At 60.5% G+C, this 15,211-nt stretch carries 13 protein-coding genes; 5 read left to right on the top strand and 8 right to left on the bottom strand.

Annotated features, from left to right (window positions below; translation table 11 throughout):
• The first annotated feature begins 39 nt into the window (after positions 1-39).
• Positions 40-2,628 carry a leucine--tRNA ligase gene (gene leuS, locus E4656_RS11560; protein ID WP_135483435.1) on the top strand — a complete coding sequence of 863 codons (2,589 nt, stop codon included), beginning with the start codon at positions 40-42 and terminating at the stop codon, positions 2,626-2,628.
• A gap of 22 nt (positions 2,629-2,650) precedes the next feature.
• The gene (gene holA, locus E4656_RS11555) at positions 2,651-3,649 is read left to right on the top strand and encodes a DNA polymerase III subunit delta (RefSeq protein ID WP_135483434.1); all 999 of its coding nucleotides are present in this window, start codon (positions 2,651-2,653) and stop codon (positions 3,647-3,649) included.
• Positions 3,650-3,665: 16 nt separating this feature from the next.
• Here holA and E4656_RS20630 read toward each other — a convergent pair whose 3' ends face one another.
• Complete coding sequence (locus tag E4656_RS20630; RefSeq protein WP_276605971.1) at positions 3,666-4,085, bottom strand: cold-shock protein; 420 nt, start codon at positions 4,083-4,085, stop codon at positions 3,666-3,668.
• Positions 4,086-4,267: 182 nt separating this feature from the next.
• Between E4656_RS20630 and E4656_RS11545 the strand changes: the two genes are divergently transcribed.
• From E4656_RS11545 to lipA, 3 genes are all read left to right on the top strand, one after another.
• On the top strand, positions 4,268-4,495 hold the full coding sequence (locus E4656_RS11545) for a SlyX family protein (RefSeq protein WP_135483433.1): 228 nt from the start codon (positions 4,268-4,270) through the stop codon (positions 4,493-4,495).
• Positions 4,496-4,531: 36 nt separating this feature from the next.
• The gene (gene plsB / locus E4656_RS11540) at positions 4,532-6,958 is read left to right on the top strand and encodes a glycerol-3-phosphate 1-O-acyltransferase PlsB (protein WP_135483432.1); all 2,427 of its coding nucleotides are present in this window, start codon (positions 4,532-4,534) and stop codon (positions 6,956-6,958) included.
• 94 nt (positions 6,959-7,052) lie between these two features.
• Positions 7,053-8,102 carry a lipoyl synthase gene (lipA, locus tag E4656_RS11535; protein WP_135483431.1) on the top strand — a complete coding sequence of 350 codons (1,050 nt, stop codon included), beginning with the start codon at positions 7,053-7,055 and terminating at the stop codon, positions 8,100-8,102.
• Positions 8,103-8,129: 27 nt separating this feature from the next.
• Here the strand turns inward: lipA and lipB are convergent, their stop codons facing one another.
• From lipB to mrdA, 7 genes are all read right to left on the bottom strand, one after another.
• A complete protein-coding gene (gene lipB / locus E4656_RS11530) occupies positions 8,130-8,789 on the bottom strand; it encodes a lipoyl(octanoyl) transferase LipB (RefSeq protein ID WP_135483430.1) in 660 nt (219 codons plus the stop codon).
• Positions 8,789-9,058, bottom strand: a complete 270-nt coding sequence (locus tag E4656_RS11525) for a YbeD family protein (RefSeq protein WP_135483429.1) — start codon at positions 9,056-9,058, stop codon at positions 8,789-8,791. The genes lipB and E4656_RS11525 overlap by 1 nt, the downstream gene beginning before the upstream one ends.
• Before the next feature lie 10 nt (positions 9,059-9,068).
• The gene (locus E4656_RS11520) at positions 9,069-10,232 is read right to left on the bottom strand and encodes a D-alanyl-D-alanine carboxypeptidase family protein (RefSeq protein WP_135483428.1); all 1,164 of its coding nucleotides are present in this window, start codon (positions 10,230-10,232) and stop codon (positions 9,069-9,071) included.
• A gap of 129 nt (positions 10,233-10,361) precedes the next feature.
• Complete coding sequence (locus E4656_RS20625) at positions 10,362-11,189, bottom strand: septal ring lytic transglycosylase RlpA family protein (RefSeq protein ID WP_205849189.1); 828 nt, start codon at positions 11,187-11,189, stop codon at positions 10,362-10,364.
• Between the two features lie 37 nt (positions 11,190-11,226).
• A complete protein-coding gene (mltB, locus tag E4656_RS11510; protein WP_135483426.1) occupies positions 11,227-12,195 on the bottom strand; it encodes a lytic murein transglycosylase B in 969 nt (322 codons plus the stop codon).
• A 14-nt stretch (positions 12,196-12,209) separates the two neighbouring features.
• Complete coding sequence (gene rodA, locus E4656_RS11505) at positions 12,210-13,322, bottom strand: rod shape-determining protein RodA (RefSeq protein WP_135483637.1); 1,113 nt, start codon at positions 13,320-13,322, stop codon at positions 12,210-12,212.
• A gap of 2 nt (positions 13,323-13,324) precedes the next feature.
• Complete coding sequence (gene mrdA / locus E4656_RS11500; RefSeq protein ID WP_135483425.1) at positions 13,325-15,202, bottom strand: penicillin-binding protein 2; 1,878 nt, start codon at positions 15,200-15,202, stop codon at positions 13,325-13,327.
• Positions 15,203-15,211 lie beyond the last annotated feature (9 nt).

The following is a 15,211-nucleotide window of genomic DNA, read 5'->3' as shown; positions in this document are numbered from 1 at the left end:
GCCGCGCGGACCCGAACCGAGAGAAGTGAACTGAACCCTATGGAAGCCAACTATTCTCCCCGTGACATTGAACCCGGAGTCCAGAAGCTGTGGGCAGAGAACCAGGTGTTCCGTGCCGTCAAGGACAGCAGCCGCGAAAAGTACTATTGCATGTCCATGTTCCCCTATCCCAGCGGTCACCTGCATATGGGGCATGTACGCAACTACACCATCTCCGATGTCATGGCACGCTACCAGAAGATGCTGGGCAAGAATGTGCTGCACCCCATGGGCTGGGATGCGTTCGGTCTGCCGGCCGAAAACGCCGCCATTCAGAACAGGACAGCACCGGCCAAGTGGACCTATGCCAATACCGACTACATGCGCGAGCAGCTCAAGTTGCTGGGTTTCGGTTTCGACTGGTCGCGGGAAATCACCACCTGCAGCCCCGACTACTATCGCTGGGAGCAATGGTTTTTCACCCGTCTGTACGAGAAGGGGCTGGTCTACAAGAAGATGGCCACCGTGAACTGGGACCCGGTGGACCAGACGGTACTGGCCAACGAACAGGTGATCGACGGGCGCGGCTGGCGCTCCGGGGCGCCGGTCGAGCGCAAGGCGATTCCGCAGTGGTTCATCAAGATCACCGAGTACGCCGAAGAACTGCTGAACGATCTGGACAAGCTGCCCAACTGGCCGGAACAGGTCAAGACCATGCAGCGCAACTGGATCGGACGCTCCGAGGGGGTCGATCTCGAATTCGAGCTGGAAGGCAGTGAACAAAGCCTGTCGGTGTACACGACCCGGCCGGACACGCTGTTCGGGGTCACCTACATGGCCGTGGCCGCAGGCCATCCACTGGCCGCCGAGGCCGCCGCCGACAACCCGGAACTGCAGGCGTTTATCGACGAATGCCAGCACTCCACCACCTCGGAAGCCGACATGGCGACCATGGAAAAGAAAGGCATGCCACTGAACCGGTACGCCATTCACCCTCTGACCGGCGACCGGATACCGGTCTGGATCGCCAACTTCGTGCTGATGGATTACGGCAGCGGCGCCATCATGGCCGTACCGGGCCACGACGAGCGGGACTGGGAATTTGCCACCAAGTATGACCTGCCCATCCGGCAGGTAATCGGACCTGCTGCGGGCAGCGACGACACTGTCGATCTGGCTCGAAGTGCCTACAGTGCCAAGGGCATCGTCATGAATTCCGGCGACTACAACGGCATGACCTCCGAAGCCGCTTTCGATGCCATTGCCGAATACCTGGAAAAGGCCGGCAAGGGCAAACACACGGTCAACTATCGTCTGCGCGACTGGGGCGTCTCGCGGCAGCGTTACTGGGGCGCGCCGATTCCGATGTTCAACCTGCCCGATGGCGGCGAGATTCCGGTACCGGCCCACAAGCTGCCCGTTCTGCTGCCGGAAGACGTGGTCATGGACGGCGTGCAGTCACCGCTCAAGGCAGATCCCGAATGGCGTCAGGACGAGCTGGACGGCCAGCCGGTCGAGCGCGAGACCGATACCTTCGATACCTTCATGGAATCAAGCTGGTACTACGCCCGCTACACCAGCCCGCACTACACCGAAGGCATGGTGGACCCCGAGGAAGCCAACTACTGGCTGCCGGTCGACCAGTATGTGGGCGGTATCGAACATGCCATCCTGCACCTGCTGTACTCGCGCTTCTTCCACAAGCTGATGCGCGACGAGGGCATGGTGCAGTGCGACGAGCCCTTCGAGAGCCTGCTCTGTCAGGGCATGGTGCTGGCCGAGAGCTACTACAAGATTGTCGATGGTGCCCGCCAGTGGATTTCACCCAAGGATGTCATCATCGAGCGCGACGACAAGGGGCAGATTGTCCAGGTGCAGCAGAAAAGCACCGGCGACACCCTGGTCTATGCCGGCATGACCAAGATGTCCAAGTCGAAAAACAATGGCGTGGACCCGCAGGACGCCATCGCCACCTATGGTGCCGATACGGTGCGCCTGTTCTCCATGTTCGCCGCACCGCCGGAACAGACGCTGGAGTGGGTCGACTCGGGCGTTCAGGGGGCACACAAGTTCCTGCAGCGCCTCTGGCGTGCCGTGCATGCCGTGCAAACCGAAGGCAAGGGTGATCCGATTCCAGCGCAACTGTCGGATGAGGCCAAGGCGCTGCGCCGCAAGACGCATGAAACCATTCAGAAGGTAACGGACGACTTCGACCGTCGCTTCACCTTCAACACCGCCATTGCAGCCATCATGGAGTTGCTCAACACGCTGAATCGTTTCCCCGCTGACCGGCCCAAAGATCGGCCGGTGGTGCGCGAAACGCTGGAAGCCATGGTGCTGATGCTGCAACCGGTGGCACCGCACATTACCCATGCGCTCTGGCAGGCACTGGGCCATGATGATCTGGTGGTCGAGCACACCTGGCCCCAGGTCGACGAAAGCGCCCTGGTGCGTGACCAGATCACCTATGTGGTGCAGGTCAACGGCAAGGTGCGGGCGCGTATCGACATGCCCGCCGATGCTGACAAGGCGACCATTGAGGCTACAGCTCAGGACGCCGACAATGTACGCAAGTTCACCGACGGCAAGGACATCAAGCGCGTGATCGTGGTGCCCGGCAAGTTGGTCAACATCGTCGTGGCCGGCTGAAGCGGCGCCAGGGACCCAGACCATGGACATTCGCCCGGAACAGCTCAGTGGTCATCTGCAGCAGGACTGGAAGCCCATCTATGTGGTCACCGGTCAGGAACCCCTGCTGATCGAGGAAGCGCTGGATCAGATCCGCGCACGGGCGCGTGAACTGGGCTTCACCGAGCGCCGCATCCTGCACGCCGATGCCCAGTTCGACTGGTCGGAACTGGTTGCGGCCAATCAGGCCATGTCGCTGTTCAGTGATCGCCAGATCATCGAGGTACAACTGGAGCGCAAGCCCGACAAGGCCGGGCAGGTCGCGCTGGCCGAATATGCGGCTTCTCCGCATCCCGACAACCTGCTGCTGATCAGCGGCGCCGTACTGGACAACAGCAGCCGCAAGGCCAAATGGTTCCGCACCCTGAGTCAGCCGGCCGGCGTGATCACGGCCTGGCCGGTCGGTCGCCAGCAACTGCCGGGCTGGCTGACCCAGCGCGCCCGGCTGCTGGGCCTGCAGCTGGAGCCGGAGGCGGTCGAACTGCTGGCCGAACGTACCGATGGCAACCTGCTGGCCGCGCGCCAGGAACTGCAGAAGCTGTCATTGCTGTTTGATCAGGCACCGATCACTACCGAACAGGTACTGGACGCTGTGGTGGACAATGCCCGTTTCAGTGTCTTTGATCTGGTCGATGCCCTGCATGCGGGGGATCTGGCGCGCAGCCAGCGCATTCTGGACAGCCTGCAGAGCGAAGGTGTGGAGCCGCTGGTGATTCAATGGACGCTGACCCGGGAAGCCAGGACACTTATGGCCCTGCAGGGCCGCTTGCGTGCCGGCGAGTCACCGGCCAACGCCTGTCAGGCCCTGCGTATCTTTCGCCAGCGTCAGATCCTGGCACAACAGGCCGCCAACCGGGTCCGCCCGGCGCGCTGGCAGGGCATTCTGGCCCTGCTGCAACGCACGGATTCCGCGGTCAAGGGCAGCGAGCCCCTGAGCCCCTGGCTGCTGCTGGGGCAGATTGTCTGGCGCTGGGCCGGCTGAACCGCCCCGCGCGACGTCAACTGTGCCGAATGACGCTGACGTCTTCTGCCTGCAAGCCCTTGGCACTTTCCACCACACCGAAACGCACGCGCTGACCTTCGTGCAGCGTCCGATGGCCGCGCCCGCGGATCGAGCGGAAATGCACGAATACATCCTCTTCATTGTCCCGGGTAATGAACCCGAAACCCTTGGCACCGTTGAACCACTTGACGATACCCTCCTCCCGGGTATCCGCCACCGCTTCCAGCGGCAGAAAGTGAATCACCAACTGCACCAGCATGATCAAGGCCCAGATACTTGCGACCGTCGCCCAAAAACCTTCTGCGGCCATTACACCGGCTTCCGGGCTGCCTTGCCAGAAAGCGACCACGAACGGCACCGCCAGTGCCGCAACCAGGCCCACCAGGGCCCGGATCAGGAACGTTACTAGATTCATCATAAGCTGCTCAAATACCCTGTAAGACTGAACTGAGACTGAAAAAACAAGTGCATGAAACCTGTGCACCGTACCGACACTGTCCACGACCCGGACATACGCAAACTGCGGGAGGCCGTGTTATCCTTGACAGTGCGACAAAGCATAATGCCAAAAAGCGCACCTTGAGGGCAAACGCACCAATGACCAACCATCAGGACGGAGTGTCCGCAGAGCACCGGCTGACTGAACTGGAAACCCGCCTGGCTTTCCAGGATGACCTGCTGGAAAAGCTCAACGAGGTAGTGGCCCAGCAGGATGACGCCCTGCGTCACTATCAGCGCCGCCTGCAGAAACTGGAAGACCAGGTGCAGCAGGTCAACGCACAAATGGCCCCTGAAATCGACAATGCACCGCCGCCTCACTACTGAGGCGTTCTGACTGCCAAGGCTGCCGGATACTGACTGATGTACAGACTGCTCAAAAAACTGCTTGCCCTGTGGATCCGCTTCGACAATCAGGCCGGCGCCAGCCTGCCCGAACTGAATACCAGACACCCGGTTATCTATGTTCTGCGGCGCGAGAGCACATCCGACAGTCTGGCCGCCGACCTCTTTCTGGCCCGGCATCGGTTGCCCGCATTGCATGCCGAAGCGGACCATCGCCCTCTGGTCGCGCTGGAACTGAAGCAGCGCCACCAGCGCCGCCTGAAACGCCGGCAGGAGCCAACCCCTCTGGTCAAGCTGTGTCAGCAGGTACATGCAGACAGCACGCTGGACTACCAGTTGGTACCCATCAGTGTGTTCTGGGGCCGCTCGCCAAACAAGGAAAGCTCGCTGTTTCGCATCCTGTTTTCCGACCGCTGGTCCATTCCGGGCCCGGTACGCAAGTTCTTTACCGTGCTGTTCAACGGCCGGGCGACCTTTGTCGAGGTCAATGCCCCGCTGTCGCTGCGCGAGCTGATGCAGAATACGGCCTCGGTGGAACGGACCAGCCGCAAGGCTCACAGGGTGCTCAGAGTGCACTTCAACCGAGTACGGCACCGGGTGCTGGGGCCGGATCTGTCGCACCGCCGTACCCTGCTGACGCAGATTGTCCACTCGCCGCCGGTGCGCCAGGCCATCACCCAGCATGCACGGACGCAGAAAAGCACACTGGAAAAGTCCCGCCAGAAGGCTGTGATCTATCTGGAAGAAATCATGGCGGATATTTCCTATCCGACCGTGCGCGTGCTGGACATCTTCCTGTCCTGGCTCTGGAACCGCATCTACAACGGCGTCAAGGTACACAATATCGACATGATCAAGGAGGCGGCTCAGGACAACGCCATCGTCTATGTGCCCTGCCACCGCTCCCATATCGACTATCTGCTGCTGTCCTACTGCCTGTATCATCAGGGGCTCAGCCTGCCCCATATCGCTGCTGGCAAGAACCTCAACATGCCGATTGTGGGTCCTGTACTGCGGCGCGGCGGCGCCTTTTTCATGCGCCGCAGTTTCCGCGGCGACAAGCTCTATACCGCAGTCTTCAATGAATATCTGTACCAGATGTTCAGTCGCGGCTTTCCGGTGGAATACTTTGTCGAGGGCGGGCGCTCCCGCACCGGTCGTACCCTGACCCCCAAGGCCGGCATGCTGAGCATGACGGTGCGCAGCTTTGCGCGCGGGCATGAGGATGGCAACCAGTTGCCAATGAAGTTCGTGCCGGTCTATATCGGCTACGAAAAAGTGTTCGAGGCCAACAGCTATCTGAAGGAACTGCGGGGTCGTTCCAAGAAGAACGAGTCGGTATTCGGCCTGCTGCGCACTGTGCGGCGGCTGAAGAACTATGGCACCGTGCACCTGAACTTCGGCTCTCCCATCGACCTGCAGCACCTGGTTGATGAAACCGCCCCGAACTGGCGGGCGGAGCTGGACAGCGAGGACAAGCCGGCCTGGATCAATCCGGTCGTGCAGCAGCTCTGCCAGCAGGTAGCTCAGGGCATCAATCGGGCGGCGGCACTGAACCCGGTCAATCTGCTGGCCATGGTGCTACTGTCGAGCCCGCGCAATGCGCAGGACCGTCAGAGTCTGATTCAGCAACTGACGCTCTACTGCGATATTCTGCGTCGCGTGCCCTACAGCCAGGAAATGTCCTTCCCGCCCGGTGAGCCTACAGACTGGCTGGATCACGCCATCCACATGAAGGTGGTGGAGAAAATCGAGCAGCCGCTGGGAGACATCTACGCCCTGAATGACCATCAGGCAGTCTTGATGACCTACTACCGCAACAACATTCTGCACCTCTTTGCGGTGCCGGCCCTGATCTGCTGCAGCCTGCAGGTCCATGGCACCAGCAAGACGCGAGAGTCCATGCACAAGCAACTGGCCCTGATCTACCCCTATGTCCGCAACGAGCTGTTTCTGCACTGGCCGGTGGATGAGGCCGTGGCGCACGGCAATGACTATATCGAGGCCCTGATCGACCTCGGGTTGATCGTGGAAGCGGACGGCCATCTGCAGGCCACCAGCGAGCCAGACCTGCTGGTGCATTTCATGGAGCTGGGGCGACTGATGACGCCGACTCTGGAGCGCTACTACCTGACTCTGGCCACGCTGGATGCCAGCGGCCAGTCCAGTCTCAGCGGTGCCCAGCTGGAATCCCGGGCGCAGGAGGTGGCGCAACTGGTGTCGGTACTCAACGGGCTGAATGCGCCCGAGTTCTTCGACAAGAGCCTGTTCAAGCAGTTTGTGCAGACCCTGCGCGAACGCACCGTGATTCAGACCGATGCCGACAACCGCATTCAGTTCGATCATCGGGTCCATGATGCAATGAAGGCAGCAGAGTCACTGCTCAGCCCGGAGCTGGTGCGCAATGTGCACTGGATTACCAGCCAATGGCGTACCCGAGACTAACCCAAGACTAAAAAGCAACCCCGGCTCTGTGGTAAACTGTCTGCCCCTCTATTTCGTATAGTGCAGTCCAGAGCCTACTGGCGAGGAGCCCCGCATGACCGACCATCCATCTGGCCGCATCAGCAGCGGAGAGAAATTCCGCACCGAACAGGGTATTGCTGCGATCAAGGACGGCCAGAAAACCCGCACCCCGGAAACCGGCGGTGTGGCCCCCGGCCGCAAGCCCAAGTGGCTGCGCGCCCGTATTCCGGGCGGAGAGCGCTTTGATGCGGTCAAACGCAATGTCAAACAGCATCGACTGAGCACGGTGTGCGAAGAGTCGCACTGCCCCAATCTGGGCGAATGCTGGAGCAACGGCACGGCCACCATCATGGTCATGGGGTCGGTCTGCACGCGCGCCTGTCGCTTCTGCGCGGTCGATACCGGCAATCCGAAGGGCTGGCTGGATCATGAAGAGCCGCTGAACACGGCCAAGTCTGTGGAACTGATGGGGTTGCGCTATATCGTGCTCACCTCGGTAGACCGCGATGATCTGGACGATGGCGGTGCGGCCCACTACGCAGCCTGTGTACGCGCCATCAAGACGCGCACGCCGGATGTGGTGGTGGAAGCCCTGACGCCCGACTTCGATGGTGTGCGCGCCCATGTCGAAACCGTGGTCGATTCAGGCCTGGAAGTATTTGCACAGAATGTGGAAACGGTAAAGCGATTGACCCATCGTGTGCGCGATCCGCGTGCCGGCTATGAGAAAACACTGAATGTGCTGGCCCATGCCAAGCAGTATCGGCCGGATGTACTGACCAAGACCAGCCTGATGCTGGGCTTGGGCGAGACCGATGAAGAGATCATGCAGACCTTTGATGACCTGCGCGCCATTGGGGTGGATATTGTGACTCTGGGTCAGTATCTGCGCCCCACCGCCAACCACCTGCCGGTGGAGCGCTGGGTGACGCCGGAAGAATTCGAGGCTTACCGTCAGGCTGGTCTGAAGATGGGCTTCATGGAAGTGCCGTCCGGCCCCATGGTGCGCTCGAGCTACCGCGCCGATCGGGTGTTCGAGAAGAACAACCTGGGCCTGGCCGAGCCGGCGGCAGTGCCCGGGCAGCAGGCAGATCCGTCCATTATTGCGAGATCCGTGGGCTAGCCCCGGGCACACATACGTAAGCAAAGCTCAGAAATGCAGCACGTCGCTGTGCCCCAGGCGCTGACTGAACCCGTTCAGCCAGCGCTCGGCCACTGCCTCTGCCGTGACCGGTTCCGAAATCAGATCGCTGAGTCGGGTCACCGCCAGGCCCTCGTAACCACAGGGGTTGATACGCTGAAACGGCGCCAGATCCATATCCACATTCAGCGCCAGGCCATGGTAGGAAAAACCGCGCCGAATGCGTAGCCCCAGTGAGGCTATCTTGGCTTCACCACCCTGCTCCGTCTCTACATAAACACCGGGCGCATCCGGCTTGGGATAGGCGCTCACGCCATACTGCGCCAGCACGTCGACCACCGAGTGTTCCAGGTGGTTGACCAGGTCCCGCACACCAAGCCCCAGACGCCGGATATCCAGCAGCACGTAGGCCACCAGTTGGCCCGGGCCGTGGTAAGTCACCTGGCCACCTCGGTCTACCTGCACCACCGGAATATCACCCGGCGCCAACAGGTGCTCGGCCTTGCCCGCCTGCCCCTGCGTGAACACTGGTGGGTGCTCCAGCAGCCAGATTTCATCCGGAGTGGCGGTGGTTCTCTGCTCGGTGAACTCTTTCATGCGGGCGAAGGTAGGCTCGTACTCCACCTGACCCAGTTGCCGTATCTGCAATACCGGCGCATCCAGTTGCATCAAAGCACCATGCGCACACAGTCGAGTCGGCGCAGTTGCCCATTGATGTCTTTCAACTGCTCCTCGTGTTCGGCCGTGATGAAGATGGTCAGCGACACGAAGCGGCCATTGCGGCTTGGCGCCTCGCGCATGCTGTCACTGAACTCCACCGCCAGGCGCTCCAGAACGGTTACAACCTGAGAGCGGAAGTTCTGCCCGGCGTCGCCGACCACCTTGATCGGGTAGTCGGCACAGGGAAACTCGATTTCGGGACGGGGTTGTTCGTTCATAAGGGACCTGTCAACTGAAAAGACCGATAAAGAACAGGATAATCCGATCCCAGATACGTTTAAACAGGCTGCCCTCTTCAATGGCCGCCAGCGCCACCAGGTCACGCTCAACCAGCAGTTCGTCACCCTGCGTGACCCGCAAGCTGCCCAGCACATCCCCGACAGCAACCGGCGCCTCCAGGTGCTGGTTGATGTCCAGCGTGGTGCGTACCGAGCTGTCGGACCCGCGCGCTATGGTGATATAGAGGTCTTCTTCCAGGCCGATGGGTACCACATCATTCTGTCCAGCCCAGATACGGGACTCTTCCAGCGTATGCTCGCCATCAAACAGCTTGCGGCTTTCGAAGTAGCGGAAGCCATAACCCAGCATCTTCTGGGTTTCCTGCAGGCGGGACTGCTCGCTGGCAGTACCCATGACCACAGTGATCAGGCGCATGTCGTCCTCAACTGCGGAGGCGACCAGGCTGTAGCCGGGGTCTGCCGTATAACCGGTTTTCAGGCCGTCGACAGCCGGATTCTGCCACAGCAATCGGTTGCGATTGCTTTGTGTGATGTCGGCATAGCTGAATTCACGCTCGCTGTACCAGCCATAGTACTGTGGATGATCAGCGATGATGCGCCGCGCCAGTTCCGCCATATCACGGGCGGTCGTATAGCCCGGCGGCAGATCTGTCATGGACTGAGGCAAACCGGTAGAGTTGCCGAAATGGGTGTTGGTCAGCCCCATCTGCAGCGCATACTGATTCATGATCTCGGCAAAATTCTCCTCATTGCCCGCCAGATGCTCGGCAATGGCGATCGAGGCATCATTGCCTGACTGGATAACAATACCCCGCATCAGATCCTCGACCGTGACTTCACTGTCTACCAGCACGAACATCTTGGAGCCACCGGTGCGCCAGGCCCTTTCCGATATGCGCACGGTATCGTCCAGATCCAGACGCTCGGCAGCCAACTCCACTTCAGCCACATAGGAGGTCATCATCTTGGACAGGCTGGCTGGCGGATGCCGCTCGTCGGCATTGCCTTCCATCATGACCTCGCCGCTGTTGGCGTCGATCATGATGTAGGATTTGGCAGCTATGGTGGGGGGCGCCGGTACAATCATGCCCTGAGCAACAGCGCTGGTGGCAAGCAGGCTGACGGCAAACGTTGCAAACAGGTGTCTGATCATTTTTGCGTAAAATCCATACGTCAATTAAGCGGGTTGTCCATGGAGGTTCCTGAGCGGAACCACCGGAAGTTGAGAAAGCAGGCCGTATTCTAAGCAATCAGGGCTGCCAAGGGCACCCCATGCCGACAGTCAGGGTCGAATCAGCAGTGGCTTGTCGTTTCCTTTACGCTCCCATTCCTGCTGCAGGCGCTCGGCTGCGGAAGCCGTCAGTGGTCCTATACGGACCCGATGCAGATCGGACCCGGATTCTATCACCACAGATTCATCCAGTTCGCTTTCCAGATGCGAGCGAAAACGCTCGGCAGCGGCCTGTTCACGATAAGCACCAAACTGCAGCCAGTAGCTACCCGAGCTTCGCGCGCCCTCCGATGACCCTGTATTGGGCGCCGCCTGAATCGGCTCTGCCGAAGCCAGTGGCGCCGACCGCAGGGGCTGCTCAGGGGTCAGTGCTTCGACCCTGACCCGGGCCACGCCCTGCTCGGCAAAGCCCAGACGCACAGCGGCGGCGTAGGACAGGTCAATGATACGGTCTTCATGGAAGGGCCCGCGATCATTGACCCGTACCACGACCTGACGCCCGTTCTCCAGGTTGGTGACCTGCACAAAGGTCGGCAGCGGCAGGGTGGTGTGCGCGGCCGACAGCTTGTACATGTCATAGATTTCGCCATTGGAGGTGGTATGGCCATGGAACTTTTCACCATACCAGGATGCATAGCCTTCCTGCTGGTAACCAACGGCGGTATCCATGATCTGATAGCGCTGCCCGAACAGGGTGTAGTCGGAATTGCCGCCACGACTGGGGGGTTCGTGAATGACGGCAATATCCTGTATGTCCGCTTCGTTGAGTGGCCGTGCGGGCCCTCTGTCCTGAGCCAGCGCATAGCGCCCCGCATTGGGACCGGGGTCCTGACTCTCCAGCGCCGAATAGCCCGCACACCCCGAAAGCAGGAGCGTCACGCTCACTGCTCCCGCCATCAACCCGTTTTTCATCTGTTCAGAATTCCCGACTGAGCTGATACACCGCCATGGCATAACTGATACTGTGGTTGTATCGCGTTATAACATAAAAATTCTGGAAACCGTACCAGAACTCGGCACCGTGCTCACCCTCCAGTCGCAGGGTACTCACCTCCCGTCCATCCTCCAGCGGACGCACCGGCGACCATCCGGCCTGACGGGTTTCGCCCAGTGTCGTATGCGGGCGCCGCTGCCCGTTATCGACGATATCAAGGAAGTCATCCCCGTCCACATGCGCCCGCATGGCCACCGGGCCGCCGGTTTCCCAGCGGTGTGCAGCCAGATAGTTGGCGACGCTGCCTATTGCATCCACCGGGTTGTTCCAGATATCCCGGCGGCCGTCGTCATCGAAATCAATCGCATAGGCCAGAAAGCTGCTGGGCATGAACTGCGGCACGCCCATGGCACCGGCATAGGAGCCGGTCAGGGTCATGGGATCAACGCCCTCTTCGTGCACCAGCCGGAAGAAAGCCTTCAGCTCACGCATGAAGTAGCCACTGCGCGGGCTGTCGCTGAACGCCGTGGTACCGATGGCATTCATCACCGCGTGATTGCCGGTGATACGCCCATACCGGGTCTCCACACCAATGATGGCGGTGACAATGCGCGGATCGACCCCCAGCTCCGATTCCACGCGGGCCAGCGTTTCGGCATGTTCTTCCATGAATTCGCGGCCACGCTCGATGCTCAGTTCGTTGACGAAGATGGGCCGATAGTCGGCCCAGGTGGAGGTCCGCTCCGTGGGGGCGGCAATATTGGTGCGTGTGGATTCGAGGAATTCCCCCCGACTGAGCCAGTCTCGAACCTGGTCAGCATCCAGGCCCTCCTCTGCCAGTTCTTCAATCAGGGTTTCTGCTCTGGGGTCATCCAGAAAACCGTTGGCCATGACGACCTGAGCACTCAGCAGGCAGACTCCGCCCGCCAGCCCTGCAATCCACTGCTTCATAGGGAACCTCGTTGTTATAGCTTTTTGTGGGTGGCCACTGACATGATGATGCCGAAGCCCGCCAGCAGCGTCACGATGGAGGTTCCACCGTAGCTGACCAGCGGGAGCGGTACACCGACCACAGGCAATATGCCGGACACCATTCCTACATTGACGAACACATAGATGAAAAAGGTCAATGTCAGGCCGCCCGCGAGCAGCCTGCCGAAAGTATCCCGTCCGTTGATTGCGATGATCAAGCCACGCGCGGCGATTGCGAGGTAAAGACACAGTAATAGGGCCATGCCGATAAAGCCGAATTCTTCGGCCATCACGGCGACAATGAAGTCGGTATGACTCTCCGGCAAAAAGTTGAGCTGTGACTGGGTGCCCATCAGGTAGCCCTTCCCGTCCCAGCCCCCGGAGCCGATGGCTGTCTGTGACTGGATGATGTTCCAGCCCGATCCCAGCGGGTCTTTCTCCGGATCAAACAGCGTCAGAATGCGCTGTCTCTGATAATCCCGCAGCACCAGCAGCCAGAGTGCAGGGAAGGTGCCTACGGCGGCGAGCAGGCCACCGGCGATATACAGCCAGCTCAGGCCAGCCAGAAATACCACGAAGAGGCCGCTGGCGATGATCAGCAGTGCCGTACCCAGATCCGGCTGCTGTACAACAAGAAAGGCCGGAAACAGGCACAGCACCAGACTGGCCAGCACATGCCAGAGGCGGGGTGGCAGTTCACGTTGGGTCAGAAACCAGGCAATCATGGCCGGTGCTGCCAACTTCATGATCTCTGCCGGCTGAAACATGAACAGCCCGGGGATGCCCAGCCAACGGGTAGCGCCCATGGCGCCGGTGCCGACATACAGCACCATCACCAGGAATATCAGACTGATTATATAGATCGGCAAGGAGCCGAAACGGATGGTTCGCGGATCAAGCTGCGCCAGCACCAGCATGGCCAACAGTCCAATGCCGATGCGCATGCCCTGGCGCTGTACATGGATGGTGCTGCCGGAGGCGCTGTACAGGGCTACCAGCCCCACAGCCAGCAGGACCAGCAGCATCAGCAGCAGCGGTACATCCATATGCAGGCGTTTGGACCAGCCCGAGTGGCCTGAAGTCATGGCCAGGGCCCCGAGACGCATGCTCACTGCAGGACTCCCGATTCAGCCAGCGGCGGCAGCCGCAGGTACTCATCAAACATGGCCCGGGCAATGGGGGCCGCGACCCGACCCCCGCTGGCCCCGTTCTCGACAATCACGGCCACCGCAATGCGCGGGTTGTCACGCGGTGCATAGCCCACAAACAGGGCATGGTCACGCATGCGCTCATCGACGTCATCCGAATCATGATCTTCGAAGTTTTCGATACTGAAGACCTGTGCGGTGCCGGTCTTGCCGACAATCTGGTAATCGAGATTCTGTGCCAGCGCGCGCGCTGTGCCGCGCGGGCCATGCACCACCCCCACCATGGCCTGCTCCATGCGTTCCCAGTGACTCTGGTTGGCCAGCGTAATGTCTTCCGGTGGCTCCGGCAGGGCATCCAGCAGGGACTGATCGGAACTGTCCTTGAGCAATCGGGGGGTGAACCATTCGCCATGCCGCCCCATCACTGCAGTGGCCACCGCCAGTTGCAGGGGCGTGGTCAGCATATAGCCCTGACCGATGCCGAGGTTGACGGTATCACCGGCATACCAGGAGAAACCATGCCGCTCGCGCTTCCAGTCCCGGGTGGGGTTGATGCCACGGGCGGGGTTGTGGACATCAGCCGTGGTTACGCGACCGAACCCGAAGCGGTCCAGCATGTCGTGCAGACCTTCCAGGCGAGTGTTGTAGGCCAGATGATAGAAGAAGGTGTTGCTGCTTTCCTGAATCGACTGTTCGAGGCCGATCTTGGCCCCGCGTCCTTCCGGCCTGATACGCCAGGTCCAGTCATAGAAGATGCGATCATCATTGGGCAGTTGGAAAAACCCGGGGTCTTCGATCCGCTGATCCCAGGTGGTAGCGCCCGACTCCAGGCCAGCCAGACCCAGGAAGGGCTTGATGGTGGATGCCGGCGCATACTGGCCGCGCGTGGCCCGGTTCATGAAGGGCAGATCAATATTGCTCTGCAGGGCGGCATATTCGGCCGAGTTGTACCCGATCACGAACTGGTTGGCATCAAAACTGGGACTGCTGACCATGGACACTATGCCGCCGGTTTCCAGATCGATGGCAACCGCCGCCCCGCGGCGACCCTCAAAGGCCTCATAGGTGGCTTGCTGCAGGTCAATATCCAGATACAGCTGCAGATCAGCCCCGGGCGTGGGCAGTGTCTGATCCAGTACGCGCAGTATCTGCCCGCGGGCATTGATTTCAACCGTCTGTGACCCGGGCTTGCCCAGCAGGGCTTCTTCATAGAAGCGCTCGACGCCGGACTTGCCGACATACTCGGTGCCCACGTAGAGACGGTTGTCCAGCGACCGGCGCTCGGCACTGTTGATACGCCCGACATAGCCCAGTGCATGCGCAAAAACCTCGCCATGCGGATAGCTGCGCATCAGGTTGGCTTCCACCTCGACGCCATCCAGAAAATAGCGGTCGGTGGCCAGACGGGCGATTTCCTCTTCGCTGAGGCCGTTTTTCAGTGGTACCGGCGAGAAGGGCCGCCGCGGGCGCTGGCGCTGCTGATGAAAACGCTGGATGTCGTCTTCGGACAGGTCGACCAGTTCCTTCAACTGAGCCAGTGTGGCATCCAGATCGTCAATGCGCTCCAGCATCAGGCTGAGGCGATGGTTGGGCAGGTTTTCAGCCAGCAAGCGCCCTTGCCGGTCATAGATCAGGCCCCGATTGGGCGGCAGGGCCTGCAGAGAAATCCGGTTGTTGTTGGATCGGGTGGCATGGACGTCATGGGTCATCACCTGCAGATAGAACAGGCGTGCGCCCAGCAATATGCACAGCAGTACAATCAGACAGAACGCAAACAGCGTGCGGCGGAACACCAACACCTGTTCCCTGGCATAATCCTGAAAGCGCTCAATCGACATCTTTACCGT

Source organism: Natronospirillum operosum, from assembly GCF_004768465.1.
GTDB lineage: Bacteria > Pseudomonadota > Gammaproteobacteria > Pseudomonadales > Natronospirillaceae > Natronospirillum > Natronospirillum operosum.
The sequence above is the reverse complement of the archived record's forward strand: the minus strand, read 5'-3'. Positions and strand labels throughout refer to the sequence as shown.

Bases quoted from the DNA above. Each gene is read 5' to 3' on its own strand.
- leuS (WP_135483435.1), top strand. From the start codon at position 40: ATGGAAGCCAACTATTCTCCCCGTGACATTGAACCCGGAGTCCAGAAG.
- holA (WP_135483434.1), top strand. From the start codon at position 2,651: ATGGACATTCGCCCGGAACAGCTCAGTGGTCATCTGCAGCAGGACTGG.
- E4656_RS20630 (WP_276605971.1), bottom strand. From the start codon at position 4,085: ATGAATCTAGTAACGTTCCTGATCCGGGCCCTGGTGGGCCTGGTTGCG.
- E4656_RS11545 (WP_135483433.1), top strand. From the start codon at position 4,268: ATGACCAACCATCAGGACGGAGTGTCCGCAGAGCACCGGCTGACTGAA.
- plsB (WP_135483432.1), top strand. From the start codon at position 4,532: ATGTACAGACTGCTCAAAAAACTGCTTGCCCTGTGGATCCGCTTCGAC.
- lipA (WP_135483431.1), top strand. From the start codon at position 7,053: ATGACCGACCATCCATCTGGCCGCATCAGCAGCGGAGAGAAATTCCGC.
- lipB (WP_135483430.1), bottom strand. From the start codon at position 8,789: ATGCAACTGGATGCGCCGGTATTGCAGATACGGCAACTGGGTCAGGTG.
- E4656_RS11525 (WP_135483429.1), bottom strand. From the start codon at position 9,058: ATGAACGAACAACCCCGTCCCGAAATCGAGTTTCCCTGTGCCGACTAC.
- E4656_RS11520 (WP_135483428.1), bottom strand. From the start codon at position 10,232: ATGATCAGACACCTGTTTGCAACGTTTGCCGTCAGCCTGCTTGCCACC.
- mltB (WP_135483426.1), bottom strand. From the start codon at position 12,195: ATGAAGCAGTGGATTGCAGGGCTGGCGGGCGGAGTCTGCCTGCTGAGT.
- rodA (WP_135483637.1), bottom strand. From the start codon at position 13,322: ATGCGTCTCGGGGCCCTGGCCATGACTTCAGGCCACTCGGGCTGGTCC.
- mrdA (WP_135483425.1), bottom strand. From the start codon at position 15,202: ATGTCGATTGAGCGCTTTCAGGATTATGCCAGGGAACAGGTGTTGGTG.